General features: G+C 48.7%; 21 protein-coding genes. 13 read left to right on the forward strand and 8 right to left on the reverse strand.

Annotated features, from left to right (window positions below; genetic code table 11):
• Positions 1–510 precede the first annotated feature (510 nt).
• From ihfA to KU854_RS02345, 7 genes are all read left to right on the forward strand, one after another.
• Positions 511–807: an integration host factor subunit alpha gene (gene ihfA / locus KU854_RS02315; protein ID WP_054778342.1), complete on the forward strand. Its 297-nt coding sequence runs from the start codon at positions 511–513 to the stop codon at positions 805–807.
• A gap of 163 nt (positions 808–970) precedes the next feature.
• Positions 971–2020: a succinylglutamate desuccinylase gene (locus KU854_RS02320; protein ID WP_218356883.1), complete on the forward strand. Its 1050-nt coding sequence runs from the start codon at positions 971–973 to the stop codon at positions 2018–2020.
• 62 nt (positions 2021–2082) lie between these two features.
• Positions 2083–3069 carry a vitamin B12 ABC transporter permease BtuC gene (gene btuC, locus KU854_RS02325; protein ID WP_218356884.1) on the forward strand — a complete coding sequence of 329 codons (987 nt, stop codon included), beginning with the start codon at positions 2083–2085 and terminating at the stop codon, positions 3067–3069.
• Positions 3066–3821: a vitamin B12 ABC transporter ATP-binding protein BtuD gene (gene btuD, locus KU854_RS02330; protein WP_218356885.1), complete on the forward strand. Its 756-nt coding sequence runs from the start codon at positions 3066–3068 to the stop codon at positions 3819–3821. The genes btuC and btuD overlap by 4 nt, the downstream gene beginning before the upstream one ends.
• 88 nt (positions 3822–3909) lie before the next feature.
• Complete coding sequence (locus KU854_RS02335; RefSeq protein WP_218356886.1) at positions 3910–4773, forward strand: Ig-like domain-containing protein; 864 nt, start codon at positions 3910–3912, stop codon at positions 4771–4773.
• A gap of 18 nt (positions 4774–4791) precedes the next feature.
• Positions 4792–5658 (forward strand): Ig-like domain-containing protein, encoded by an 867-nt coding sequence (locus tag KU854_RS02340; RefSeq protein ID WP_218356887.1) that lies wholly within the window; start codon positions 4792–4794, stop codon positions 5656–5658.
• Between the two features lie 39 nt (positions 5659–5697).
• Positions 5698–6567, forward strand: coding sequence for an Ig-like domain-containing protein (locus KU854_RS02345; protein WP_218356888.1), 870 nt, complete (start codon positions 5698–5700; stop codon positions 6565–6567).
• A gap of 113 nt (positions 6568–6680) precedes the next feature.
• On the opposite strand, the gene KU854_RS02350 is transcribed toward KU854_RS02345, so the two are convergent.
• A complete protein-coding gene (locus KU854_RS02350) occupies positions 6681–7130 on the reverse strand; it encodes a tellurite resistance TerB family protein (RefSeq protein ID WP_218356889.1) in 450 nt (149 codons plus the stop codon).
• A gap of 365 nt (positions 7131–7495) precedes the next feature.
• Positions 7496–8332, reverse strand: a complete 837-nt coding sequence (locus KU854_RS02355; RefSeq protein ID WP_218356890.1) for a calcium-binding protein — start codon at positions 8330–8332, stop codon at positions 7496–7498.
• 274 nt (positions 8333–8606) lie between these two features.
• On the opposite strand from KU854_RS02355, the gene KU854_RS02360 reads away from it, so the two are divergent.
• The gene (locus tag KU854_RS02360) at positions 8607–9947 is read left to right on the forward strand and encodes an endonuclease/exonuclease/phosphatase family protein (protein WP_218356891.1); all 1341 of its coding nucleotides are present in this window, start codon (positions 8607–8609) and stop codon (positions 9945–9947) included.
• Positions 9948–10235: 288 nt separating this feature from the next.
• On the opposite strand, the gene KU854_RS02365 is transcribed toward KU854_RS02360, so the two are convergent.
• Complete coding sequence (locus KU854_RS02365) at positions 10236–10592, reverse strand: YibL family ribosome-associated protein (RefSeq protein ID WP_054778347.1); 357 nt, start codon at positions 10590–10592, stop codon at positions 10236–10238.
• A gap of 232 nt (positions 10593–10824) precedes the next feature.
• Here KU854_RS02365 and hrpA point away from each other — a divergent pair, with 232 nt between their 5' ends.
• The 5 genes from hrpA to KU854_RS02390 all read left to right on the forward strand — a co-directional run bounded on the left by hrpA (position 10825) and on the right by KU854_RS02390 (position 17821).
• Positions 10825–14727: an ATP-dependent RNA helicase HrpA gene (hrpA, locus tag KU854_RS02370; protein WP_218356892.1), complete on the forward strand. Its 3903-nt coding sequence runs from the start codon at positions 10825–10827 to the stop codon at positions 14725–14727.
• 66 nt (positions 14728–14793) lie between these two features.
• Complete coding sequence (locus KU854_RS02375; protein WP_218356893.1) at positions 14794–15003, forward strand: hypothetical protein; 210 nt, start codon at positions 14794–14796, stop codon at positions 15001–15003.
• A 68-nt stretch (positions 15004–15071) separates the two neighbouring features.
• On the forward strand, positions 15072–15683 hold the full coding sequence (locus tag KU854_RS02380) for a murein L,D-transpeptidase catalytic domain family protein (protein WP_218356894.1): 612 nt from the start codon (positions 15072–15074) through the stop codon (positions 15681–15683).
• A gap of 177 nt (positions 15684–15860) precedes the next feature.
• The gene (locus tag KU854_RS02385; RefSeq protein ID WP_218356895.1) at positions 15861–16718 is read left to right on the forward strand and encodes a DNA ligase; all 858 of its coding nucleotides are present in this window, start codon (positions 15861–15863) and stop codon (positions 16716–16718) included.
• Between the two features lie 95 nt (positions 16719–16813).
• Positions 16814–17821 carry a substrate-binding domain-containing protein gene (locus KU854_RS02390; protein WP_218356896.1) on the forward strand — a complete coding sequence of 336 codons (1008 nt, stop codon included), beginning with the start codon at positions 16814–16816 and terminating at the stop codon, positions 17819–17821.
• A 79-nt stretch (positions 17822–17900) separates the two neighbouring features.
• On the opposite strand, the gene KU854_RS02395 is transcribed toward KU854_RS02390, so the two are convergent.
• From KU854_RS02395 to KU854_RS02415, 5 genes are all read right to left on the reverse strand, one after another.
• Positions 17901–20723, reverse strand: coding sequence for an FAD-binding and (Fe-S)-binding domain-containing protein (locus KU854_RS02395; RefSeq protein WP_218356897.1), 2823 nt, complete (start codon positions 20721–20723; stop codon positions 17901–17903).
• A 2-nt stretch (positions 20724–20725) separates the two neighbouring features.
• Entirely contained in the window at positions 20726–21400 is a 675-nt protein-coding gene (locus KU854_RS02400; RefSeq protein ID WP_218356898.1) for a LutC/YkgG family protein, read from the reverse strand.
• Positions 21400–22827 carry a LutB/LldF family L-lactate oxidation iron-sulfur protein gene (locus KU854_RS02405; RefSeq protein WP_218356899.1) on the reverse strand — a complete coding sequence of 476 codons (1428 nt, stop codon included), beginning with the start codon at positions 22825–22827 and terminating at the stop codon, positions 21400–21402. The genes KU854_RS02400 and KU854_RS02405 overlap by 1 nt, the downstream gene beginning before the upstream one ends.
• Entirely contained in the window at positions 22824–23597 is a 774-nt protein-coding gene (locus KU854_RS02410; RefSeq protein WP_218356900.1) for a (Fe-S)-binding protein, read from the reverse strand. Before KU854_RS02410 ends, KU854_RS02405 begins: the two co-directional genes overlap by 4 nt.
• A 243-nt stretch (positions 23598–23840) precedes the next feature.
• Positions 23841–24665, reverse strand: coding sequence for an HDOD domain-containing protein (locus KU854_RS02415; RefSeq protein ID WP_218356901.1), 825 nt, complete (start codon positions 24663–24665; stop codon positions 23841–23843).
• Positions 24666–24886: the final 221 nt, after the last annotated feature.

The raw sequence follows: 24886 nt of genomic DNA on the forward strand, positions 1-24886 counted from the left end.
TCGCGAGGGTAAGGGCTGTGGTCAATTGCAAAATAAAAGGCTCTAAGTATGGGGACTTAGAGCCTTTATAAGCCATCTGTTGGATCGTTCAACCGATCATTTATCTCTTAACTGATCGGCATTAGCCTTTTGGCTGCTTTTTTTATGTCTAAAAGTTCTAACACGTATCGTTTTGATAAATCGGCGTTTTATCAAAGTGTTAACAAGTTGCAGCAATTCATCGGTTAAAAATTGAGTAAAAACATCATCTAATGAGAAAACCATAAAATTACTGTCTCACTTTTTATGCATGAACGCCGCATGGAAAGCTCATAAACAGAGCATTGTTCTAAATAATGATATGGAAAAAAGTTGGCGCAAATCAGCCAGTTGGCTTACACTGTTGGTAAGTTGCCGCTAGGGGAATAGGTTGCCCGACGATGGAGCAAGTAACGTTTTCCCTAGTATGCAATCCATGGTGTAGATACGGTGTATCACATTTGTGTTCAACATTTCTTGAGGGAAAGACCTATGGCGCTCACCAAGGCCGATTTGGCTGAGAACCTGTTTGAAAATGTCGGGATGAGCAAGCGGGACGCCAAGGACACTGTCGAAGCGTTTTTCGAAGAAGTTCGTAAAGCGCTGGAAAGTGGCGAACAAGTTAAGTTGTCTGGTTTTGGAAACTTTGACCTTCGCGACAAGAATGAACGTCCTGGCCGTAACCCAAAAACGGGTGAAGATATTCCAATCACGGCGCGTCGCGTAGTTACGTTCCGTCCGGGACAAAAGCTGAAAGCTCGCGTTGAAAAAGCCAAAGTCGACAACTAATCGTCTGACGAGTCTTCCAAGAAACCGTGACCAAGTGTCACGGTTTTTTATTGCCTGTTATCCACGTTTCAACGCCAAATTTCCCAGCAAATCAATTGTTATCGACTTGTTGGCTTTGTATAGTGAAGCCCGAGATACGAAAGAATAATAAGGAATGCTGGAAATGGATAGTCAACTCTCCTGCGGGTTTCTGAAGCACACACTATATCCTCCTGCCGATTTTTCTCCATACAGTGTGAAATTGCAAAACGGTATTGAACTGTATCATCGCGATATCGGTGTCGTTGAAATTGTTCCACACGCGGCCAAAGACTCAGTGGTTATATCATCGGGGATCCACGGTGATGAAACGGCACCAATTGAACTGGTTGATGATCTGGTCAATGCGGTAATAAATGAAGAATTGGTTCCAACGCAGCGCGTGCTATTTATTATTGCGCACCCAGCCGCGATTCATGCCCACACACGCTTTATTGAAGAAAACCTAAACCGTCTGTTTGCACAAAAAAATCCGGAAAGAAACACAGAATGTGGGCTCGCCAACCGCTTGCAAGCTTATGTGGAAACCTTTTTCCAGGCTGCAAAAGGTCAGCGTTGGCACTTCGACCTTCACAGTGCCATACGTGACTCAAAGCGTTATATGTTTGGGGTAATCCCGGTTTCGACCAAAGGAACGGATATCCGACCCTTAGTCGCTTTTCTGAAGGCGTCGCACATGGACGCGATGTTGATAAGCAGAACGCCATCATCAACCTTTAGTTGGTTCAGCGCAGAGAATTTTGGTGCACAGGCTGCAACCTTTGAAATGGGCAGGGTAGCGCCGCTGTACCAAAACAACATGGCGGAGTTTTCCCCGCTCAGAGACGCACTGGTATCGCTGGTTACCGGAGCCGTGTTGCCTGCACCTTCACTCAACAAGCCGTTTTCCATCTATCGGGTTACCAGAACGATCACCAAGACCGATACCGCGTTTAAATTGGCATTTCCTGACAATGCAGCCAATTTCACTTACTTTGCTGAAGGTGAAGAGCTGGCGGTAGAAAATAGCGTGGTTTATCGAGCATTGCCTGGCGGCGAAGCGGTGGTTTTTCCCAACTCTAAAGTCGCGATTGGACAAAGAGCCGCGTTGTTAGTGCAGCCATTTGAACCCGACATGAATCAGCCCCTTTGCGCCAATAAAGACAAGGATCCTGGGCCTTTTGTGCCGTGCTAACACTTTTCATTTCCTAAGGTTATCTGTATGGTTGCGGCTATTGCGAATTACACCCTGAATCCATGCAGTTAAATCTTCTCGTACAGCGCCGTGAGCGGCGCTGGCATATTGCCAATATCATCGCGTTAGCGTTTCTTGTGCTGAGTGCATTGCTCTCCTTATCAGCCGGTGAAATTTGGTTTTTTCCTTTCTTCGGTGATTCACCGCTGCAGCAACAATTGCTTGTCGAATTGCGTTTGCCCCGCATGATTGCCGCCATCCTTATAGGCGCCTCATTGGCTGTCTCAGGTGGTGTGCTCCAGGTGTTGTTGGGTAACCCTCTGGCAGAGCCCGGTGTGCTGGGGATTTCAGGCGGAGCCAGCTTGGCCTTGGTTATCGTCATGTTTCTTTTCCCTGCGCTGGCCAGCCCTTATGGACTGATGGCGGCAGCACTCATTGGCGCTCTGGCATTTACCGCTATTTTGGTTTTTCTCGCCCGCAAGCGAACCATGTCCACGGCGCGTCTGTTGTTGATAGGTGTCGCCCTTGGCATTTTGTCCGGTGCTATGGTGACCTGGGCGTTTTATTTCAGCTCTGATTTAAATCTCCGCCAGCTTATGTATTGGTTGATGGGAAGTTTATCCGGCGTTCACTGGCCTCAACTCTCACTGGCATTTATTGTCACTCCGGCTCTGATTTGGCTCTGCTTTCAGGGGAAAAAGCTGGATCTGATGATGTTGGGAGAAACGCAGGCCAGACAACTGGGGTTGGATACACAGGCACTGCGTTGGCAACTCATCTTAATGATCAGTGTGCTTGTTGGTGCATCTGTTGCTATGTCTGGCGTGATTGGGTTTGTTGGCCTGGTTGTACCTCACTTCCTGAGGTTGTGGCTTGGGACTGATAACCGATACCTGATCCCGCTTTCAGCTATCGCCGGCGCAGTACTTTTGCTACTTGCTGATACGATTGGCCGCCTGGCTATTGATGCCGCCGAGCTTCCTGTTGGTGCAGTGACGACAACTATCGGCGCACCTTTGTTTATCTGGATGTTGATGAGGCGCGTATGATCACGGCGAAAAATATTGCGTTGGGGACGCGCCTGTTGCCAATGAGCTTTGAAGTAAGCGCTGGCGAAATTGTGCACCTGCTTGGGCCGAATGGCAGCGGAAAGAGCACATTGCTGGAATTGCTTTCAGGGCTAGTGGAAGGGCAGGGAAGGGTGTGTATCGATGGGGAAGATATCCAAAATATCGATAGCCAGTCTTTGGCTCGCCAACGCGCGTATCTCAGTCAGCAGCAAAAACCGGCATTTGCTATTGGCGTATATCAATATCTTTCATTGAGTCTCTCTGCGCTGAAAGGTGCAGACCTTGCTGCCGTTGAGAATGCGGTCGCTACAGTCTGTGACACGTTGGCGATCGCTGACAAGCTGAACCGTAATACTGATCAGTTGTCCGGTGGAGAGTGGCAACGTGTCCGTCTTGCGGGCGTGTGTTTGCAGATTTGGCCAGATATCAATCCAGATGGACGGTTACTTATCCTCGATGAACCTGCAACAGCCCTGGATATTGCTCAGCAAAGCGCGATGTACAAGATGGTTCGGATGCTGGCTGATAGAGGAATTGCCGTGGTCATGTCTAATCACGACCTCAACCGCACGTTGTCAGATGCCGACAAGGTTATTTTGCTCAAAAACGGTCATTGTGTATCCCAAGGTAAGCCAAAAGATATTATGGATGTCGTTACGCTTGAAAAAGTGTACGGCGCACAACTGCGCAAGGTTGAGATCGAAGGTCATACGCTGATATTGACACAGTAACGAGTTCTAATTCGCATTTTATATCCTTATATCCTAATAATTAATAAAGGTATGAATTATTAGAAGAATGACATAGGGATAAGTCTTTATGCAGTGGTACCTCTCCTGGATACCTCTCACATCAGCCGTTGTTATGTCAGGTTGTAATGAAACAACAACCCAATATTTATCAGCCGATCCTGCACAAAACACCCCCCAACTCACTTTCATCAGCATCTCTCCAAGTGTATCAACGACATACACAGGACAAACCTTTAAGGCAACTGGTCGTTATAGTGACGGCTCTGAAAGTGATATTACGTCGCTAGTTGCCTGGGTATCGTCAGACGACACTATTGTGACTGTGGACAATACCGGAAACGCCCAGTTAAAAAGTGCCGGTGAAGTTTCCATTCAAGCTTCATTGGGCGGCGTGACGAGCGAAGGGGCAACCCTGAGTGTTGTTGGATCCATTGTGTGTGGCCACACTTTTGGTTCAGCTTATACCACGGCTCTAAACAACAATGATATGACTGTCGCCGGTGGTGCCTGTATCAAATTGGCGCAAGACGCCAATGGCAACTGGTTTACCAGCTCTCCCAGCTTTTCTGTTATGCATGCACTCAGCTATTACTATCCGGACGGAGGCGGCTACGAAAACGGTTCATGGGGGCCACCAGGCTTTTTTTTCAGGTTCAATTGGTTTGAATCCAAAGATTGGTGTTCACGCCTTCAGGAAATTGAATTTGCCGGTCGCGATGACTGGGCAATTCCCACATCGGCTGAGTTAACAGGACTCTACTCAGACTTAGGAGATCTCTATACCAACTATGGATGGCCAAGCTTTTATTACTACAATTCAAACTCGGTGACAGGCGGCAATATCAAAGGCGTTGCGCTGTACGATGGCACCAGTTTTGACTTTACTCTCAATCAAGACAATTACATTTCCTGTATTTCACCGCCGGCTTAGCGTTTAGGAGGGAATGTGATGATAAACGCGAAACGTCTTGTGGTCTGCCTAGTCATCTTTTTGGTCAATGCCTGCCGCGACGAAACCATCATTGTGAGTCCAGCAAAAGCACCGGCAAAAGTGCTGACATTTTTGGAAATCACGCCTTCTGATTCTACGATATACGCCCCTGTACAACTGAAAGCCACTGGTCGATTTGATGACAGTTCTGAAGCGGATTTAACCGATAGCGTCAATTGGCGTGTTTCTGACAACACGGTTGCAGATGTAAATGCATCAGGAACGGTGGAGCCTTACACAACCGGGAACATTAGCGTAGTTGCTTCCAAAGACGGGGTACAAAGCCGTGCTGTGACGTTGACCGTTGTGGATTCCGCTGTTTGTGGACACATTATTGGTAATGCGTTCTCGACAGCTGTGGGTGATGCAGACCCATCAAATGCTGCTGGAGCCTGTATAAAGCTGATAAAGGATAGTAGTGGCAATTGGTTTACCAGTGCACCCAGTGCCGATGCCGCAGCTTACCTGGGGTTCCAACCACTGACTTCAAACCACTACGAGTCTGGTGTTTCCGGCCCAACAGGTTTTTTTATGCGGTTCACTTGGGGGGAGATTGATCTCTGGTGTCAACGCTTAAACACCCTTGGGTTTGCAGGACGTTCGGATTGGACAATGCCATCGCAAACACAGTTGTCTGGCCTTTTCAGCGAATTGGGTAATTTGTTCACTGGGTATGGCTGGCCTGTTTATGCCTACTATTTTTCGTCTACATCAGGTGGTGCCGGAACGTTTGTGGATGTGTCATTGAGGGACGGTTCAACCAATACACCTTACCCAAACTTCCCAGCCTATGGTTCATGCGTTTCGACTTCGACATCAAGTTAGCGCTTAAACATACAAAAACAGAGTAGTGGAGTGTGAAGCATGCAGTACAGAATCCCAACGTTAATCTTGCTTTTAGTGAGTTTGGGTGGGTGCCACTTCGACAAAACTACCTTCACAACCGCACCAGCAGTTGACAACAGCGCTCCAGTTTCACTGATAAGTGTGCAGGTGTCACCACAAACCGTGACTGCCTATAAAAACCAGCCGTTTACTGCGGTGGCGCGTTTTAGTGATGGCTCTGAAGATGATGTGACGGATGAAGTTGAGTGGCAAAGCTCTGATGTCGCGGTAGCAGATATCAATAGTTCAGGGTTAGCGACATTAAACGGTGCTGGTAGCGTCGCCGTTAGCGCAATATTGAATGGCGTAGAGAGCAATACTGCCGCAATGACCGTTGTATCTTCCGTTGTTTGTGGGCACGCCTATGGCGATGCTTACTCGACAGCAGTCAATGATGTCGACGCCACAAATGCTACGGGAGCGTGCCTGAAGGTAGCACAGGACTCGTTTGGGAATTGGTATACCAGTGCGCCGAGTAAGGCCGCAGCGGAGGCACTGAATGTAAAACCCATCCTGGCTATTTACTACGAGTCAGGGACAAATGGGCCGACGGGGGTTTTTGTGCGCCTTAACTGGTTTCAGATAGAGAGCCTGTGCAAAACCTTACGTGACATTGAATTTGCAGGTCGCAGCGACTGGACAATGCCAGACCTAACCCAGATTTCAGGGCTGTTTTCCGATTTGGGGAACATGTTTACAGGTTATGGCTGGCCAACATACCAACGCTATTTTACTTCCTCGCCAAATACACCAGGGGAGTTCGATTATGTTTCCCTGAACGGGAGTGCAACGGATGACATTTATCCGTCCTATGAAACGTATGGTTCTTGCGTCTCAACGTCGGGATAAAAATCAGCAAATTCAGTTTACTAGTTGCTACCGGAACGGTTCCGAAGCAGACGTAACGACTCAACAATGCAAGTCTCACTTCCCCACGTTTTGAGTCATTCCGCCGGTAAAATTCAGTCGTTTTGCGCGGCCAGTTTGGCTTTAATAAACAAAGCATGGTCGAGGTAAAGGAGCTCTGCCGTTTTCCGGATTACGGAGTCTTCAAGCGGATCTAGCACACCATCAGCATAGGCAACTTGCCACATGGCTTTAATCAGCGCATAGCGTTGCGGTTGATCGAGCTGGCGAAGCTTATCGGTGTAGTCATAAAGTGACACTGATTTCTTGGCATCGGCTTTGGCTGAATCAACCAGTTGAGTAGCTTCAGTCTCGTCGATCTCCAGCAGTGACATCAGCATGTTTACTTTCGCTGATTCTTCCCGCGCATCAACTTGATGATCTGCACCTGCTACTTCACACAACAAACCTGCCATCGCACGGTGATAGAGCAATTCGTTGGCGGCAACGCTTCCCCCTTCATCAGTAAAAGCTTCTTTTAGGATGGATGCCAGTTTTGACAGCATAGACACGTTCTCACATCAGTATTCATTGCACTGAAGTATGAGCGAAACAGGCGAGAGATGAAACATTTAAAAATGAGAACAGTGTTAGATCAAATGGTTAGCGTATGTTCGATGATTTCAGTAAAAAGAAATGCGCGCCACAAGTGCGCGCTAACCAGTTTCTTTGACGACCGCGTTAAAGAAACCGAAAGGATGATGTCAAACTTGTCTAAATGACAAGGGTAATTAAACCTTATTTAAAATTAATTTCTGTACCAGACTAAAGACATTATCCAAAAGTCTAACGCGAAAATTACTATTTAACGATTATTGTAAGGGTAATCTTCCTTACTAATATATCGCCAGATAAATAAGATTGTTCTTAATTAGAAGTTGTTGAATATGAAGTCCTGTTCTGAAAAATCATTAATATTAGAGTTGTTGAAAGTAATAGTGTGAGTTTCTGATACGGTAAGCACAACGGTGATCCCAACTTGTTGTATATCCAGTTGTTCAAAATTGTCTGCAACATTGAAAAGTACTATTTTGTCTAATTCTTGTACAAAATCGACAATGCGATCATTACTGCTCACACCTTCAAAGAGAGAAGTAAAAACAAAGTAGTCTTGGCCGGCACCACCAATATAAAAGTCGTCACCACTTGTCCCGACAAGGTAGTCACTATCATCGCCGCCAAACAAGCGGTCATTGCCAATGCCACCAATCAATATGTCACTGCCTGTTCCGCCAAGCAAATCGTTGTTTCCAGCAACGCCTACCAGCACATCGTCACCTTGACCGCCACCAAGAAAGTCATCTCCGGCACCACCCATTATTGTGTCAGCACCCGAGCCGCCAACAATAAAATCATTGTCACCAATGGTGGCTATTTCATTAAAGAAAGAAGGGTTATTAATCACGAATTGTTGGATATTAAATGCCGCCAATTGGATATCTTCAGATGTTAACCAAGTAAGATCGCGCGCTTTCAATGATTCATAAAGTGTGCTGGCAGTGTCCAGGAAAACTTCATTGCTGACGTCCAGATAATCGGAAAGGGGAATGTCATCTCCCAAGATCAGGTCGTCGCCACCAAATGCAACGATGGTGTCTTTACCGTCCATTCCATTAATAAAATCATCGCCGTTTGTTCCTGCCAGATTTTCATCCAAATCTGAGCCGTACTTGATGCTGTCGAACTGAATTCCATTTACTGTATTCATCATAAACTCCTAATGTTATTTCACCTTGCTCAGAATTTAATGAGCATGACGGTAAATAAGTGTAAAAGTTAGCCAGAAGTACATTGTGTCAATCAGTTTATTTTTATATGTAACTTTGAAACTAAAGCAGTTGCTCTTAAATTAAGAAATTCAGTCGCATGTCGGCGACATGTCTAAATTGTTGGCGGTTCTTATTCCTTTAATATGTGGTTAACCCGTTCGTCAAGCGCATCGGTTATTATCGAAATCTCTTTTTGTCTGAAAAGGTGGATATATGAAAGGCTTCAAGTGGGTGTTGATGTTACTTATCGCTGTGGGCTTGATGGGATGTCAAAACGAAAAAATTACCGTTGCTTCATTCAATCTCTCTTTTGACAGGCCGAGTTTTGAGCAATTGCAGGATGAAATGGCGACGTCTCGCAGTGAGCAGGATGCATTGGTTGCAGCTTATGTCGGCAACAAGGATGCAATGGACGCAGAAGACAGAGAAAAAGCGGAGAAGGTGATTCAAATCCGCAACGTGGCTGCGATTATTCAGCATGTCAGACCGGATATTCTGATGATGGCGGAGTTCAATAATGACGGCAATGGCGACGATCTATCCGCAATGCGAGGGTTCCAACGCAATTACCTGTCGCACAGACAAAGCTTGAACAGCATTGATGGCGGTGACTGGCAAAAACCGATTGTTTACCCCGTGATGGAAACTTTCTCCACTAATACTGGCTTAAACAGCGGATTGGATTTGGACAACAACGGCATAGCTGGGCAGCTGCCGGGCGATGCGTGGGGCTTTGGCTTTTATCACGGACAATATGCCTTTGGCCTGATGTCCAGGTTTGATATTAAAACGCGCAAGGTTCGTACCTTCCAAAACTTCAAATGGAAAGACCTGCCAACAGCGACCAATCCAACAATCACTAACTGTGACGATGCGAATAATCCGATCCCTGCAGGTTTAAACTGCGGCGATAACTGGTACACAGACGTGGAATGGGAAGCAATGCGTCTGTCATCGAAAAACCATGTTGATGTTCCTGTGGTTGTGCCTACGCCGTTTGGTAAAGAAGTGGTTCATCTTTTACTTTCACATCCTACGCCACCGGTGTTTGACACTGTCACCCAGAACAACAAGCTAAGAAATCGCGACGAAATCCAGTTCTGGATTGATTACATTAACGGCGGAAAATTCCTGTACGACGATAAAGGCAAAAAGGGTGGCCTGAAGAAAAAAGCGCACTTTATCGTTATGGGTGATCTCAACGCCGATCCGGAAGCGGGTGACGGGTTTAGAGAAACCATAGCAATGCTGCTGGAAAATCCCCGCGTAAACCAGTCAGCAACAACAGGAGGCTTCACACCAACCAGTAACGGCGCATTGGAAGCGGCAAACAATGTTCTATACCCAGAGCGGGTAACCAGTACGTTTGGCTTGCGTGTTGACTATGCCTTTCCTTCAGTTTCCCTGGAGGTGGAATCTTCAGGCGTTTTTTGGCCCGCAACCGGGGAGCCGGGACGCTTGTTGATGAACGATGACAGGGTAGGCAACTATGGCGATGGTAAAGATATTTCCTCAGATCACCGTCTCGTTTGGTACACGATAGATATGTATTGAGCCAATTCTGCACGGTTTTACGCTGGACGAGATTGAAAGCGCTGAAATCACCTGTGGCAGAGCAGGCGCAACATAGCCTTTCTTGTGCGTTGTCTGCGGGGTTTAGGCGAGAGCGTTCGAAGAAAATAGCGAGTGGGGTTCAGCAGTTACCGTGTAGCAAAGAGGTGTTATACGGAAATTACAGAGGTGCAGCCTCGGAGGGGCAGTTTGATTCAAGATAGACTGAATCGGACTAACGGTTGAAGCCGGGCGCCATTCGTGCGAATGGCGCAAGGGCAAAGCGGTCGATCAGAATGCTTTTGGCGCGAAACCGGTAACCACTTCCAGTTTCAGTTCTTTACCCAGTTTGGTCAGTGGGTGAACAACAACAAGGCCACGAACGGATTTTTTCAGCTTACCCATGTCCGCTTGTTCTTGCTTGGTGATTTCGCGGGAAAAAGGCATATCAAGCAAGCTCTTGCGCTCTTTGTTCAGCTCAAAGTTTTGCTTGTGGCTGAGTTGGCTGATTTTCTTGTTCAAATCTTCGATGTCGTCGGTGAACTTAGTCACCATCACGTCGTCACCACGCGTCTTAGCGGCATCCAGTTTTACTTGGCTTTTGTTCAGACGGTTTTTCAATTGTTGTAGTTCTTGTTTCATGCTCATGGTAATCGACCACTGTGATTGACTTGGGCGCGGAGTATAGCATAAGCCCAATGTGATGATAATCACATTGTTCTATCTGGCTGATACTTGGGATTTAACGGGTTCTTATTACGGCAACCGCCAATGAATGGTAGAATCGTCGCAATTTTTCTGACGGTACTGAGCGATAAAACGCCGACCAACGTACCGTGAATGGATTTTCTTCACAAATAGCATTTCTCTGGATAACGATTTGACCGCTTCAATCCATCAAAATAACGCTAAAACGCTATTCAAGGCGCTTGATGACTGCATGCTGAAAGACAAATTCCGTCTCAGCAAGCGCATTAAGGGCGCACAACGCATCAAGAAAGACGATGCCCGTCAGGCTGTCTTCGATGAAATCGCACTCGACATCGCCAAGTCGATGCAGGTGCGTATGCAGCGTCAGGCGAGTACGCCAACCATTACCTTCCCGGAACAACTGCCTGTCAGCCAGAAAAAAGACGACATCGCAGAGGCCATTGCCAACAATCAAGTGGTCATTGTTGCCGGTGAAACCGGTTCAGGTAAAACCACTCAGCTGCCAAAAATCTGTATGGAACTGGGCTTGGGCGTCGCCGGTGTTATCGGCCATACCCAACCACGCCGACTGGCAGCACGTTCTGTTGCAACCCGCATTGCTGAAGAACTCGAAACTGAACTGGGTAAAACTGTCGGTTACAAAGTTCGTTTCAACGATCAGGTGTCGGAAGAATCCCGCGTCAAGCTGATGACCGACGGTATCCTGCTGGCTGAAATCCAGCACGACCGCTACCTGAACCAATATGACTGTATCATCATCGATGAGGCGCACGAGCGCAGCCTGAACATCGACTTTATTCTGGGTTACCTCAAGCAATTATTGCCGAAGCGTCCTGATCTGAAGTTGATCATCACCTCAGCAACCATCGACCCTGAGCGTTTTTCTAACCACTTCCGTGGCGCGCCAATCATTGAAGTGTCTGGCCGAACTTACCCGGTGGAAGTGCGTTACCGTCCGTTGGTGGAAGACAGCGAAGATACCGACCGCGATCAGCTTCAGGCGATTTTCGATGCTGTCGATGAACTGCATGATGAAGGGCCGGGCGATATCCTGATCTTCATGAACGGTGAGCGTGAAATTCGTGATACCGCAGATGCGTTGAATAAACGCAATCTGCGTGATTGCGAAATCTTGCCGCTATACGCGCGCTTGTCGTCTGCCGAACAAAACCGTGTATTCCAATCCCACGGTGGCCGCCGCATTGTACTGGCGACCAACGTGGCAGAAACCTCGCTGACAGTACCTGGCATCAAATACGTGATTGACCCAGGTACGGCGCGTATTTCCCGTTACAGCTACCGCACCAAGGTGCAGCGCCTGCCAATTGAGCCTGTCTCTCAGGCGAGTGCCAACCAGCGTAAAGGCCGTTGTGGTCGTGTCTCTGACGGTATCTGTATCCGCCTGTACTCGGAAGAGGATTTCCTGTCGCGTCCGGAATTTACCGATCCAGAAATCCTGCGTACCAACCTGGCGTCCGTTATCCTGCAAATGACGGCGATTGGTCTGGGCGACATTTCCGCGTTCCCGTTTGTACAGCCACCTGACAGCCGCAACATCTCTGATGGTGTCCGTCTTCTGGAAGAGTTGGGTGCACTGAAAGAGGGTAAAGATCGCGACGATCCAAAGCGCTTAACCGACACTGGCCGTGCATTGGCGCGTCTGCCAATCGACCCGCGTCTGGCACGTATGGTACTGGAAGCTGCGCGCCTCGGCGCCTTGCATGAAGTGATGGTGATTGCTTCAGCACTGTCGATTCAGGATCCGCGTGAACGCCCTTCAGACAAACAGCAGCAGTCTGATGAGAAACACCGCCGTTTTAACGACAAAGAGTCGGATTTCCTCGCTTATGTAAACCTTTGGGAATACATCAAAGAGCAGCAGAAGGAACTTTCCGGCAACCAGTTCCGCAAACAGTGTAAGAAGGATTACCTCAACTACCTGCGTGTGCGCGAATGGCAGGATGTGCATTACCAAATCCGTCAGGTCGTCAACGAATTGGGCTTTAAGATCAATCAAGAGCCTGCAGATTATCAATCCGTACACATGGCTCTGCTGGCGGGTCTGCTTTCCCATATCGGCCTGAAAGATCAGGAGAAGAATGAATATCAGGGTGCGCGCAATGCCCGGTTCAATATCTTCCCGGCATCCGGCATCTTCAAGAAGCAACCGAAGTGGGTGATGGTGGCTGAGCTAGTGGAAACCTCCAAACTTTGGGGACGTGTTGCCGCCAAGATCCAGCCAGAATGGGTTGAGCCTTTAGCCAAACATCTCATCAAACGCAGCTACTCTGAACCGCACTGGGAGAAAAAACAGGCGGCGGTGTTCGCATTTGAAAAAGTGATGTTGTACGGCATTCCAATCGTGCCGAAGCGTAAGGTGAACTACGGCAACATCGATGGCGTGGTAAGCCGTGAGATCTTTATCCGCTCCGCGCTGGTGGAAGGGGATTGGGAAACCAAACACAAATTCTTCCACCAAAACCGCAAAATGCTGGCGGAAGTGGAAGAGCTTGAGAAGAAATCACGCCGCCGCGATATTCTGGTGGACGACGATACCCTGTATGAATTCTATGACCAACGTATCGACCATACTGTGGTTTCCGGTCGTCACTTCGACAGTTGGTGGAAAAAGGTCAGCCGTGATGAACCTGAAAAGCTGAACTTCGAGAAGGCCATGCTGCTGGCGGGTGACGCGAGCCATGTTACCGAGCTGGATTACCCTAACTTCTGGCATCAGGGCAACCTGAAGCTGAAACTCAGCTACCAGTTTGAGCCGGGCGAAGACCATGATGGAGTGACAGTACATATCCCGTTGCCGGTATTGAACCAGGTTGAACCGGAAGGTTTCGATTGGCAAATTCCGGGTCTGCGTCATGAACTGGTTGTTGCATTGATCAAATCGCTACCTAAGACGTTACGACGTAACTTTGTGCCCGCGCCAAACTATGCCACGGCTTTCCTGCAGCGTGTAACGCCGATGGAAGCGCCACTACTGGATGCACTGGAAAAAGAGCTGAAGCGCATGACAGGCGTTACGGTGCTGCGTGAAAGCTGGCAGTTGGATCAGTTGCCTGAGCACCTGAAAATCACTTTTCGCGCGGTAGACCATAAAAACCGCAAGCTCAATGAAAGCTACGATTTGTATGAGCTGAAAGACGGCTTGAAAGAGAAGGTACAGGAGACGCTGTCTCAGGTTGCCGACGACGATATCGAACAGCAGGGGTTGACGACCTGGAGCTTTGGCACACTGCCGAAGATGTACCAGCAAAAACGCGGTGGCTTTGAAGTAAAAGCCTTCCCGGCGATCGTGGATAACAAAGATTCCGTCGGTATCAAGCTGTACGAAACAGAAGAAGAGCAACATCAAGCGATGAAGCAAGGTCAACGCCGTTTGATCCTTCTGAATGTGCCGTCACCGATTAAGTATCTTCACGATAATTTGCCGAATAAATCCAAACTGGGTCTGTACTTCAACCCTTATGGTCGCGTGCTGGATTTGATTGATGACTGTATCGCCTGTGGCGTCGATAAGCTGGTTGAATCCCAAGGCGGCCTGAAATGGCAACCGGAAGAGTTTGAAGCACTGAAAGAGTATGTACGTGCTGAACTGGGCGATACCGTGGTGGACATCGCCAAGCAGGTAGAACAAATCCTGACAACGGCGTTCAACATCAACAAGAAGCTCAAGGGCAAAATTGACTTCACCATGGCGTTTGCGCTGTCTGACATCAAGGCGCAGATCGAAGGGCTGATCTTCAAAGGCTTTGCGACCGAGTGTGGCTGGAAGCGTCTGCCGGATATTCAGCGTTACCTCAACGCCGTAGAGCGCCGTCTGGAAAAACTGCCGATAGATCCTAATAAAGACCGCCTGCACATGCTGAAGATTGAAGCGGTGACAAAGGACTACAAAGAGTTGCTGAATAAGATCCCGAAAGGACAGCGCGTGCCAGAGTCGGTAAAAGAAATCCGTTGGATGGTAGAGGAGCTTCGCGTGAGCTACTTCGCCCAGCAGCTTGGGACGCCATATCCGATATCGGACAAACGGATTAAGAACGCTATCGACGCCGTTTAGCGAATCGGTATGTTTTACACCCTGTGTCAGCAGGGAGTCAAAATTCCCTAAAAAAAGAAAGCCAGCATGATTGCTGGCTTTTTCCTTTTTTATCCCTGTGGCAACATCCGCCAAGAGGTCACAACAGGCGGCAAAATGCTGCCAGATTTTCCTCCGCTATCTTTCAGCAATAGCGCCATTTATAAGGTGTACGAAGCCAAAGATAGTCACAACATATTGAATTTTAATAACAACATTATGCCTGCTATGAGCTGGCACAAATCTTGGTTTGGTTAAGACAGATTCTGATTCGCACAATGCCGGATGAAACACGATGTCTTAATCAATACCGATTGGGGAATGCTATGTATAAGGCTGTAAGAGCAGCACTTGCGCTTCTTTTATTAGTGTTTTCAGCGAATGTGTTTGCAACAACGCTTCCTGATGCTCAAACCATGTATCGTCAGCTACACCTCTCTCATGAGGTGGCGTTTGACAAGTTTGAGCAAGCCTATGACCACTTCAAAACACACAGATCCGGCAAGCCAATCTTTACCTTGATTGACTACAGTAAGCCATCATCCCAAAAACGGTTTTGGGTCTTTGATATTGCTAAACGCAAGGTGTTGTTTTCGTCCTATGTTTCCCACGGAAAAAACAGTGGATCGCTATACGCCAAAAAGTTCTCCAACGTGGTCAATTCACGGAAAACGTCGATTGGTATCTTCAGGGCGGCAGAAACCTACTATGGCAAGCACGGGTACTCACTGAGGCTTGACGGGCTTTCTAAAGGATTAAATGACAACGCCCGCAGACGCGCGATCGTCATTCATGGTGCATCCTATGCCAACCCGAAAGTGATCTCGAAAACCGGTCAGTTAGGACGCAGTTGGGGCTGTCCGGCATTGCCGAGTTACCTGTCGAAAAAGGTTATCGACACCATTAAGAACGGCACTTACATTTACGCATACGGTTGATATGCGAACTCCAAGAATCGATGAAACGGCGCATTCTGATCAATGCGCCGTTTTTTTGCCTGCTGATGTAATCCCATCTTCCGAATTTCTTGCCCAATCCCATAAAAACTATCCCGAGTAGCAACGGCAATTTACACAAGGAAAATGACTTCTGTACTCATCGAACCGGGAGACAGGATGAAACCGACTCAAATCGCACTAATCGCCAGTGTCAGTGTTGCAACATCGCAACACGCACTGGCCACCAGCTGCCTTCACCACAAACCCCAATTGGCTGTGCCGTATGAAAATGAAATGGTCATTGATTGGCAAGATTACGTCTATAGCGAAAAGCTGGACGGTATCCGCGCCTACTGGAGCGGAAAGTTCCTGTTCACCCGCCAGGGTAACCTGATTTACGCTCCGTCCTGGTTTACTGATAGCCTGCCGCCTATTGCGCTGGAAGGGGAGCTTTGGATTGGGCGCGGCCAGTTTGAGGAGACCATGGCGACGGTGATGGACAGCAAGCCTGATGAAAAAGCCTGGCGACAAGTCCGTTTTATGGTGTTTGATTTACCGGCCAGCCTGGATAGTTTTGACGAGCGCTACCAAAAAATGAAGGGGCTGACAGAGGCCATGAAATTGCCCCACCTTGGGTATGTCACACATTACCCTGTTGAGAGTGAAATGGCGTTGCGGGAGGTGTTGGCGTCGATCAACCGCAAAGGCGGAGAAGGGCTGATGCTGAGAAAGCGCGATGGTATTTATATGGGCGGCCGTTCAAACAATGTGATTAAAATGAAAGTCGCTGAAGATGCCGAAGCGGAAGTCATCGGCCATATTGATGGAAAAGGAAAGCATGTTGGCAGACTGGGCGCATTATTGGTGAAAATGCCGGATGGTAAAGAGTTTAAAATCGGTACCGGATTTTCAGACAACCAGCGAGAAAATCCACCCGCAATTGGCGCGAAAGTGACATACCGCTACAACGGCTTCACCAAAAATGGCATCCCGAAATTTGCCCGCTACATGCATGTGGATGTAACCAAACAATAGTGCTTCCTATCTAAGTCACAATTTGCATATCCGCACTGGCGATATTGCGTATCTGCTTAAAAACTAAAGAAGGAGCATTTAGTAAGGATTGCGCAATGGGGAAGAATCGTCGTCCCACTCTTTCTGATGTGGCTGAACAGGTCGGGGTCACCAAAATGACCGTCAGCCGCTACCTCAACAACCCTCAAAAAGTCGCTAAAAAAACCGGGGAACAAATCCAGATTGCTTTGGATGACATCGGTTATATTCCCAACCGTGTGCCGGACATTCTTTCCAACCGAGCCAGCCGAACGATCGGTGTTGTTCTACCTTCCTTCAACCATCCTGTATTTCAGCAAGTCATCGCCGGCATTGAAGCGGTGACAGACGAATGCGGGTATCAGGTCATGGTGGCGCATTGCGGTTACGACGAAAAACTGGAAGAGCAGCGTATTGAATCATTACTCTCATTCAACGTCGATGGCCTGATCTTATCCGAGCATGGGCACACAGAGCGCACGCTAAAAATGCTCAAGGTGGCAGGCGTTCCATTCGTGGAAATCATGAAACATACCAACGGGGAAAGTTTCAGTGTCGGTATCGACAATCGCTTGGCGGCGTTTTCTATGGTGTCGCTGATGATAGAGCGCGGATACCGTAACCTTGTGTGCCTGAGCGTTAAGAAGGGAATTGGGACGCCAGACAAACTTCAGGGTTACCTCGATGCCATGGAAGAAAATGCATTCACGCCACGCAGCCTTACGGCAAAAGCGGAATCTTCCGTTTCATTGGCGCGTAAGATGACCCGGAAAGTACTGGAACGATATCCAGAAACAGACGCGTTTTTCTGCACGGATGATGAACTGGCGGCTGGGGTGTTGTTAGAGTGCCAGCATAAAGGGTTGGACGTGCCGCAGGAGATAGGCATTGCTGGCATTCATGCGCTGGATATTGGGCAATCAATGATGCCGAGGTTAGCCAGTGTGGTTACTCCAGACAGGGAAACCGGCGAAAATGCAGCGCGATCACTCATCAGTGAGCTGCAAGGTGTGGCATTCAGCGCTGAACCGCTTGATTTTACGCTGGATGCAGGGGCGAGCCTTCTGGCAGAAACCCAGGAGTAATCAGACAAATAAAGCAAAAAGAAAGCCTGATGAGAAACCATCAGGCTTTTTGTTTTTGGCTAAAACTCGGCAGTCTATGTTACGCCGTCACTTCTTCCAGCAGGTAAAGGATGGAATGGTAAGGAATACCGCTGTGATGGGTTAATCCAATTTCACAGGTGCGGCTGTTACTGAACCCGCGTTTACAATCGGCAGGGATTTGCGCTTTCAATGGATGCAATGCCGCTTCATTCAGTTCAGGCGTGAAGAAGCCTTTATCCCCGGCAAAGCCACAGCACTCGATATGTTCTGGCACGATGACGTCTTTGGCACAGGCTTTGGCAACGTTAAGTAATGTATCCGCCAGACCCATCCGGCGCGCACTGCAGGTGATGTGCAGCATAACCGTCTCGTCGACAGGTTTAATGGTTAAGTCGTCCATTAGGTATTTCAGGATAAATCCGGCCGGCTCATGGATTTCCATCGATTGTTCAAACTTTTCTTTGCTCAGCTTCGAACAGGGGCTGGTGTCCATCAGTACCGGGATCTTTCCTTCCTGACTCGCCTGCCAAAGTGCCGCCTGCAATTCCTGGCTCTTTTGGTCGGCAATGTCATTCATGCCTTTACTGTCGTAAGGCATACCGCAGCAAAGTGACGGCAGTTTTTGCGGCAGTATCACGCTGTATCCTGCACGTTTCAGTAGCGATATCGTGACTTCAGTCAGCGAGCGCTTTTCTTCGCTGCCCACTTCGTTGCCCATATTGCGACTGGCACAGGAAGGGAAGTAAACCACCTGTTTGGTTCCGCCCGTTTCAGTAGGTGCGACTTTGTAAGGGTTGGCGCGGGGGAAGCTTTCATTCCATGCCGGTGTTTTGCCCTTGGTGAGTTTACGGATGCCATTGAGCATGCTGCCCATGGCTTTTTCACCGAGAACAGATTGCATCGCGCTGTTGGTGGACAACCCAACGCGAGTCAGTGCGGTGACTGTATCAAAGTGATTGGCTGTCCAGCGGGCAATAGGCACAAAGCGCTGGTATTTGGCGGTGCGCACTTTTTTGATGAGATCGCCGGTATTAATGCCCACGGGACAACGTTCAGCGCAAAGCCCGGTTGCCGCGCAGGTATCAACACCCAGGTAATCAAATGCCTTTTGCAATTCTGCGTGTTTGTCTGTGCTGCCTTCGCGCTCCAGACGGCTTAGTTCGCGATAAAGCACAATACGCTGCCTTGGGGAAAGGGACAGCGTGCGCGCAGGGCAGACCGCTTCACAGAAGCCACATTCGATACAGCGATCGACCAGGTCATCCGCTTTGGGCATGGGTTTTAAGTGGGTTATGTGGGCGTCTGGATTGTCATTGATAATGACGCCGGGGTTGAGCAGGCCTTTGGGATCGAACAGCGATTTAATACGCTGCATTAATTGATAGGCATCCGCACCCCATTCAAGCTCGACATAGGGCGCCATGTTGCGACCGGTACCGTGCTCAGCTTTCAGTGAGCCTTCATATTTCACTGCAACTAACTGAGCCACTGCATCCATAAATTTGCCGTAGCGGGTTACTTCTTCCTGACTTTCAAAACCCTGTGTAAACACAAAGTGAAGATTGCCTTCGAGGGCATGGCCGAAAATGATAGCTTCGTTGTATTGGAATTCGGTAAAGAGAGCCTGAAGTTCGCGGACACCGGCGGCGAGGCGCTCGACAGGAAATGCCACGTCTTCAATTATGACCGTGGTTCCTGCTTCACGCACCGCGCCAACTGCCGGGAACATGCCTTTGCGGATCCCCCACAAAGTGGCGACAGTGCCTGAGTCTGTGGTAAATGCCACCTGCTCAGGAATCTCAAACGCTGAGAGCGCAGACATGATGGTGTCACACTGGCTGTTTAGCGTGTGTTCCTCACTGGCACGGGATTCCACTAACAGTGCACAGTGCTCCAAGGTGAGCGCTGGTAAAAAGGCGGGCATGCCAGGCTTGTCAGCAACTGAGCGAAGCGCACGTCCATCCATCATTTCAACGGCTGACACAGGTGTTTTGGACAGGGCGGTGACGGCGTTGGAGGCCGTTTCAATATCGTTGAAAACCAGCAGTGCTGAAGCTTTAAAAGGGTGTTCGATAACGGTGTTATAGGTAATCTCGGCAATAAAACCCAAGGTACCTTCCGAGCCTACCATCAGATGCATCAATATATCGATGGGATCGGTGAAATCAACCAAGGCGTTGAGTGCATAGCCCGTAGTGTTTTTCAGGCGGTATTTGTGCTGGATTCGTTGTTTTAAGGCTTCATTTTTCTGAACATCGGCACACAGGGATTGAATACCGTTAAGCAGCACTTGATGGCTTTTGCGGAATGCATCGACAGAGTCAGGATCTGCTGTATTGAGTAACGTTCCATCGTGGAATACCACCTTCATGGCATTGACAGTTTTGTAGGTGTTCTGTGCCGTGCCACAACACATACCACTGGCGTTGTTTGCTGCAATACCGCCAATCTTACAGCTGTTGATTGAAGCGGGATCCGGGCCTATTTTGCGCTGAAAAGGGGCAAGGTAGCGGTTTGCATCTGCGCCAATGACGCCAGGTTGCAGACGGATTTTCTTCCCATCATCCAGAATGTCATGGTTGCGCCAGTCATCGGTCAGAGTGATCAACACAGAATCTGAGACTGCCTGGCCGGAAAGGCTGGTACCCGCTGCGCGGAAGGTAAACGGCACCAGCAATTCACCACATGTAGTGATGATATAAATGACTTCATCAAGGCTTTCCGCCTGAACGACAAGCTTTGGTATCAATCGGTAAAAACTGGCATCCGTACCATAGGCTAATCGCCTGACATCATCTGTTATCAACCTCGATTTGGGAATGCGGGATTCGAGCGCCGACAGCAACCGTTGATATGTCGCTTCAGAAGGTGTTGTTGCCATGGTTACTCCTTAACCAGAAACAGGATCAGCCGTTTGGGGCCGTGCGCGCCGTAAGCCAGAGTTTGCTGGATATCAGCCGTTTTAGACGGTCCAGAAATCAGCAGCATATTGGTTGGAGGGCGTTCACCCCAATTTCCCTGCTGCCAGAATGGCGACTGCATTAACTCGCTGAAATTTGGAACAATGTCAGATTCACGCAAAATGGCAATGTGCGTAGGTGGAACCAGTGACAAAGCTCGCGGTTCATTCTCTCCTGTCAAAACCGCCAGAGTTCCCGTATCCGCGATAGCGGCTTGAATCACATTGACACTGGCATCGATGTTTTCAAACAGTGCTGTTTTAAACCCCTCAATGGGCTGGTCATAAGCCTTGGCTTCTACATTCGGGCACGAGGCCTGAATTGCCTCCAGGTAGGGGTTCATTTTCCCAAACAACACAGAACCAAATTGATTGCTCTCAATGCAATTTATCAAGTCGCGTTCAAGGTTATTGCTGTCTGTGCGGAAGATTTCAGTATGGCTCGCTTCCATGCATCCTAGTAGCCTTGCCACACGTTCATCAGCCTTGTCGGACGACCAGGCTTGCCAATGTGGCAATTCTTCCTGTTTGGTTTGCACGGGTGCTGCTTTTAATTTGGCAAAGATGGCTTCACGCGCCTGTTGGCTTTTCGAATTCATTATTTGCCTCCCTGGCGCTTTGCCAACTTCGCTTTCAAAGATGTTTTCGCTAACTTAGGTTTCACCCTGCATTGGGTCCAACTGCCGAGATGTTCGGGGATCATGCCATTCATTTTACGGGCGGCATTTAAACCTGCGTGATAGAAGGTAGGGTGAGTTGCAGCGAATGCAAAGCCCTTCATTGCAGCGCTTTCTAATGTATTGTGCGCGGCGTTTTGACCATTCAGTGGGTCGTGCTTGGGCTCGGCATTGTGTTTTGACTCCTGTCTGAGCCGTTGCAGTAATGATGGGATGGGAATGCGTACCGGACAGACCTCCTCACAGGCACCGCACATACTGGATGCGGTGATGAGGTTTTGGGTGCTGTCGATGCCCATCAAATGCGGTGAAATGATCTTTCCGATCGGACCCGGGTAAACGGTGCCATAAGCGTGACCGCCAATGCGGGTGTAAACAGGGCAGTGGTTCATACAGGCACCACAGCGGATGCACTGGAGTGTCTTTCTCAGCTCGTTGTCGTGATACGCCTGTGTGCGTCCGTTATCGAGCAGGATAAGGTGCACTTCCTCAGGGCCATCAAGCTCGCCGTCTTTGCGGGGGCTGCTGATCATATTGAAATAGGTCGTGATGTTCTGACCTGTGGCAGAGCGGGTTAGGGCACTGTACAGGGGTGGGACATCTGACAGGAATTCCACCACTTTTTCAATGCCGGTAATGGCAACATGCACTTTGGGGATGGTGGTGCACATGCGGCCATTGCCTTCATTTTCCACAAGACAGAGAGTACCGGTTTCAGCCACAGCAAAGTTGACACCGGACACGCCAATTTCTGCTTCCTGATATGCTTTCCGAAGTGCATTCCTGCCAGTTTGGATCAGTCGATCTACGTCGGTTGTGGGCTGGAAGTCAGAAAGGTTGTGTTCGAAGGTATCTGACACCTGCTGCTTGTTCTTGTGGATGGCGGGCATGATGATGTGCGATGGCGTATCACCGTCCAACTGGACGATATATTCCCCCATATCACTTTCCAGACAGCGTACGCCGTGCTTTTCCATGAAATGATTGAGGCCGATCTCCTCGCTCACCATGGATTTGCCTTTCACCATCAGTTTTGCCTGATGCTGCTTGGCGAGTGCGCTGAAAATCTCATTCGCTTCATCCGCGTTTTGCGCCCAATGCACCGCAATGCCATTTCGTTGCAGGTTTTGCTCCAGCTTTTCAAGCAATTCAGGCAACTTGCTCAAACAACGTTGGCGGATAGCTTCAGCGCGATCCCTGACGGCTTTTTCTTCCGCGGGGTCGGGAAAGGCATCACGGCGTTTTCCTCGCAAGTAATCCATGGCACCGCGAAAGTTTTGGCGAAGTTCCTTGTCTGCCAGCGCTTCTTTCGCTTGCTGGTGGAAATGTTCTGGCGTGTTATGGCTCATTGGTTGCTTCCTTTCATGCCTGTGCGCTCGGCAAGAAAACTGGCGATGTGTTTACCCTTGAAGGTTTGCCCCTGATACTCAAGAGCACCGTTGATGTTCAGCATGCAGCCCCAATCAGCACTGACGAATTCAGCCGCGCCAGTGCTGATCAGATTGTGGGATTTATCACCTACCATGGCTTCGCTGATGTTCGGGTGACGGACTGAAAAAGTACCGCCAAACCCGCAGCATTCTTCTTCATACGCGGCATGCTTTACGTCTACGTTATCAAGTTGGCCGAGCAGGTGTTCGGTGTAGACGTGAACATTCATTTCGCGTCTGGCAGCGCAGGAGGTGTGCACCGAAACCGTTGTAGGCTCGCCATTGTCCTTCAGGTCAACACGGCAAACATTGGTCAGGAACTCGGTGAACTCAAATACACGGGAAGCAAATTCTCGCGCTTCGTTTTCGAGCGGGTGGTTATCAAAAATCCGGGGGTAGTGGTGAACCATCATGCCGCCACAGGAGCCAGAAAGAATCACAACTGGAATGCGTTCGGAGAAAAGCGACATTTGATGCGCAGCAACAGTTCTGGCTTCTTCGGTATAACCTGAGCTGTATGCCGGTTGCCCACAACAGGTTTGCTTGGGGACAAACTCAACATCAATCCCTTGCTGTTCAATCAGGGCAATCGCATCGATACCTGTATCTGGGTCAAAAGCATCAACAAGGCAGGTAGCGTAGAGGTAAACTTTTTGCGGTTTCGCAGGGTAAATTCGCGTGTGTTGCATTGCTCGTCCTCGCAACATGGCATCCATTTAGGGTAGATGACGGCATTTTCACCGTTCTATTATTTGTTAGATAGCCAGCTTAAAGAGATGTGATATTAGGATAAATGGAAATTAATGAATTAATTGTTTCCTAATTTAACGCAATTGAAACAATGTAAATGCTGGGTTGATCAAAGCTTTTTGACCACGCTAAACGTAAAAAAGCGCCTTGTGTCAGGCGCTTTGAACGATTTTGGCTTGTCCTTAGAGCAAAGAATTGGCCATGTCACGTCCGGTTCCACGGGCTTCATCAATTACATCGATAACATTCTCACTTAGCCCCAACATGCTGTATTCAAGTTGATGGTTAAGCCAGGTGAGTTTGGCTTCACCGTCAACCAGATTATCCCAATGGGTATCTACTTTAGAGGAAAAGTTAATGATTGCGGCCAGTTGTGAGAATGAGTCGCCCTGGACTGCACGGTACTGATGGGCGATGGCATCGACCAGTGAATCTGCGAATTTCCAGCTCCGTGCTAATGCACCGCCCAGCTCTGCATTGTCCGTGTTCAATACGATTTGTTGCGCCTCCGGCTTGGTTTTGCCGGTTTCCATATGCAGTTCCACTTTTGACGCTTTATCCGGGTAGGCGCTGTAAATCAGAAGATCCCCAATGTTGTGAAGCATACCGGCCGTGAACGCTTCGTTCTGGTCAGCTTTCACTTCCTTGGCGACCACTTTACACAGCGTCGCGACTTCAAATGTTGTTGCCCAGAATTCGTTGAGGTCAAAGCCTTCAATTTCTGGGAAGGCGCTCATCAAAGCAGACGCGGTCACCAAGGTTCTGATTGGGCTAAGACCCAATCGAATAACCGCTTCGTCAACCGAGGCGACAGAGCGACTGCGGCCAAAGTGGGCAGAATTGGAGAGTCTTAAAACTCGGGCGCTAATTACTTGGTCCAGCGCAATTTTGTTGGAGATTTGGCTCATGTCGGAGCCTTCACTATTAACAAGCTCCATCAGTTCTTGAACGACTTTTGGCACTTTTGGAAGTTTGTCGATGTGTTTTAGCAGTTGTTCTGTAGACATAGTTCGCTCCGCTGCTTTTGCCTTTCTCTAAATATAGAACAAGGTCTCAAAAGTGGGGGGCGAAATTGTAACTAAGACATTGACCTTAATGAGGATCCACCAAATCGATTTATGTTCCGGCATGACGGAAAGCAAAATCAAATGGCGTTGGGGAAATCAAAAGAGCCCGTTATAACTGGGCTCTTGGGGAGTTTTGCGTTTACATTCCATTAATGGAATGC

The sequence above is a fragment of the Enterovibrio paralichthyis genome (assembly GCF_019209835.1).
Lineage (GTDB): Bacteria > Pseudomonadota > Gammaproteobacteria > Enterobacterales > Vibrionaceae > Enterovibrio > Enterovibrio paralichthyis.

Coding starts and splice junctions, on each gene's coding strand:
- ihfA (WP_054778342.1), top strand. CDS start 511: ATGGCGCTCACCAAGGCCGATTTGGCTGAGAACCTGTTTGAAAATGTC.
- KU854_RS02320 (WP_218356883.1), top strand. CDS start 971: ATGGATAGTCAACTCTCCTGCGGGTTTCTGAAGCACACACTATATCCT.
- btuC (WP_218356884.1), top strand. CDS start 2,083: ATGCAGTTAAATCTTCTCGTACAGCGCCGTGAGCGGCGCTGGCATATT.
- btuD (WP_218356885.1), top strand. CDS start 3,066: ATGATCACGGCGAAAAATATTGCGTTGGGGACGCGCCTGTTGCCAATG.
- KU854_RS02335 (WP_218356886.1), top strand. CDS start 3,910: ATGCAGTGGTACCTCTCCTGGATACCTCTCACATCAGCCGTTGTTATG.
- KU854_RS02340 (WP_218356887.1), top strand. CDS start 4,792: ATGATAAACGCGAAACGTCTTGTGGTCTGCCTAGTCATCTTTTTGGTC.
- KU854_RS02345 (WP_218356888.1), top strand. CDS start 5,698: ATGCAGTACAGAATCCCAACGTTAATCTTGCTTTTAGTGAGTTTGGGT.
- KU854_RS02350 (WP_218356889.1), bottom strand. CDS start 7,130: ATGCTGTCAAAACTGGCATCCATCCTAAAAGAAGCTTTTACTGATGAA.
- KU854_RS02355 (WP_218356890.1), bottom strand. CDS start 8,332: ATGAATACAGTAAATGGAATTCAGTTCGACAGCATCAAGTACGGCTCA.
- KU854_RS02360 (WP_218356891.1), top strand. CDS start 8,607: ATGAAAGGCTTCAAGTGGGTGTTGATGTTACTTATCGCTGTGGGCTTG.
- KU854_RS02365 (WP_054778347.1), bottom strand. CDS start 10,592: ATGAGCATGAAACAAGAACTACAACAATTGAAAAACCGTCTGAACAAA.
- KU854_RS02375 (WP_218356893.1), top strand. CDS start 14,794: ATGATTGCTGGCTTTTTCCTTTTTTATCCCTGTGGCAACATCCGCCAA.
- KU854_RS02380 (WP_218356894.1), top strand. CDS start 15,072: ATGTATAAGGCTGTAAGAGCAGCACTTGCGCTTCTTTTATTAGTGTTT.
- KU854_RS02385 (WP_218356895.1), top strand. CDS start 15,861: ATGAAACCGACTCAAATCGCACTAATCGCCAGTGTCAGTGTTGCAACA.
- KU854_RS02390 (WP_218356896.1), top strand. CDS start 16,814: ATGGGGAAGAATCGTCGTCCCACTCTTTCTGATGTGGCTGAACAGGTC.
- KU854_RS02395 (WP_218356897.1), bottom strand. CDS start 20,723: ATGGCAACAACACCTTCTGAAGCGACATATCAACGGTTGCTGTCGGCG.
- KU854_RS02400 (WP_218356898.1), bottom strand. CDS start 21,400: ATGAATTCGAAAAGCCAACAGGCGCGTGAAGCCATCTTTGCCAAATTA.
- KU854_RS02405 (WP_218356899.1), bottom strand. CDS start 22,827: ATGAGCCATAACACGCCAGAACATTTCCACCAGCAAGCGAAAGAAGCG.
- KU854_RS02410 (WP_218356900.1), bottom strand. CDS start 23,597: ATGCAACACACGCGAATTTACCCTGCGAAACCGCAAAAAGTTTACCTC.
- KU854_RS02415 (WP_218356901.1), bottom strand. CDS start 24,665: ATGTCTACAGAACAACTGCTAAAACACATCGACAAACTTCCAAAAGTG.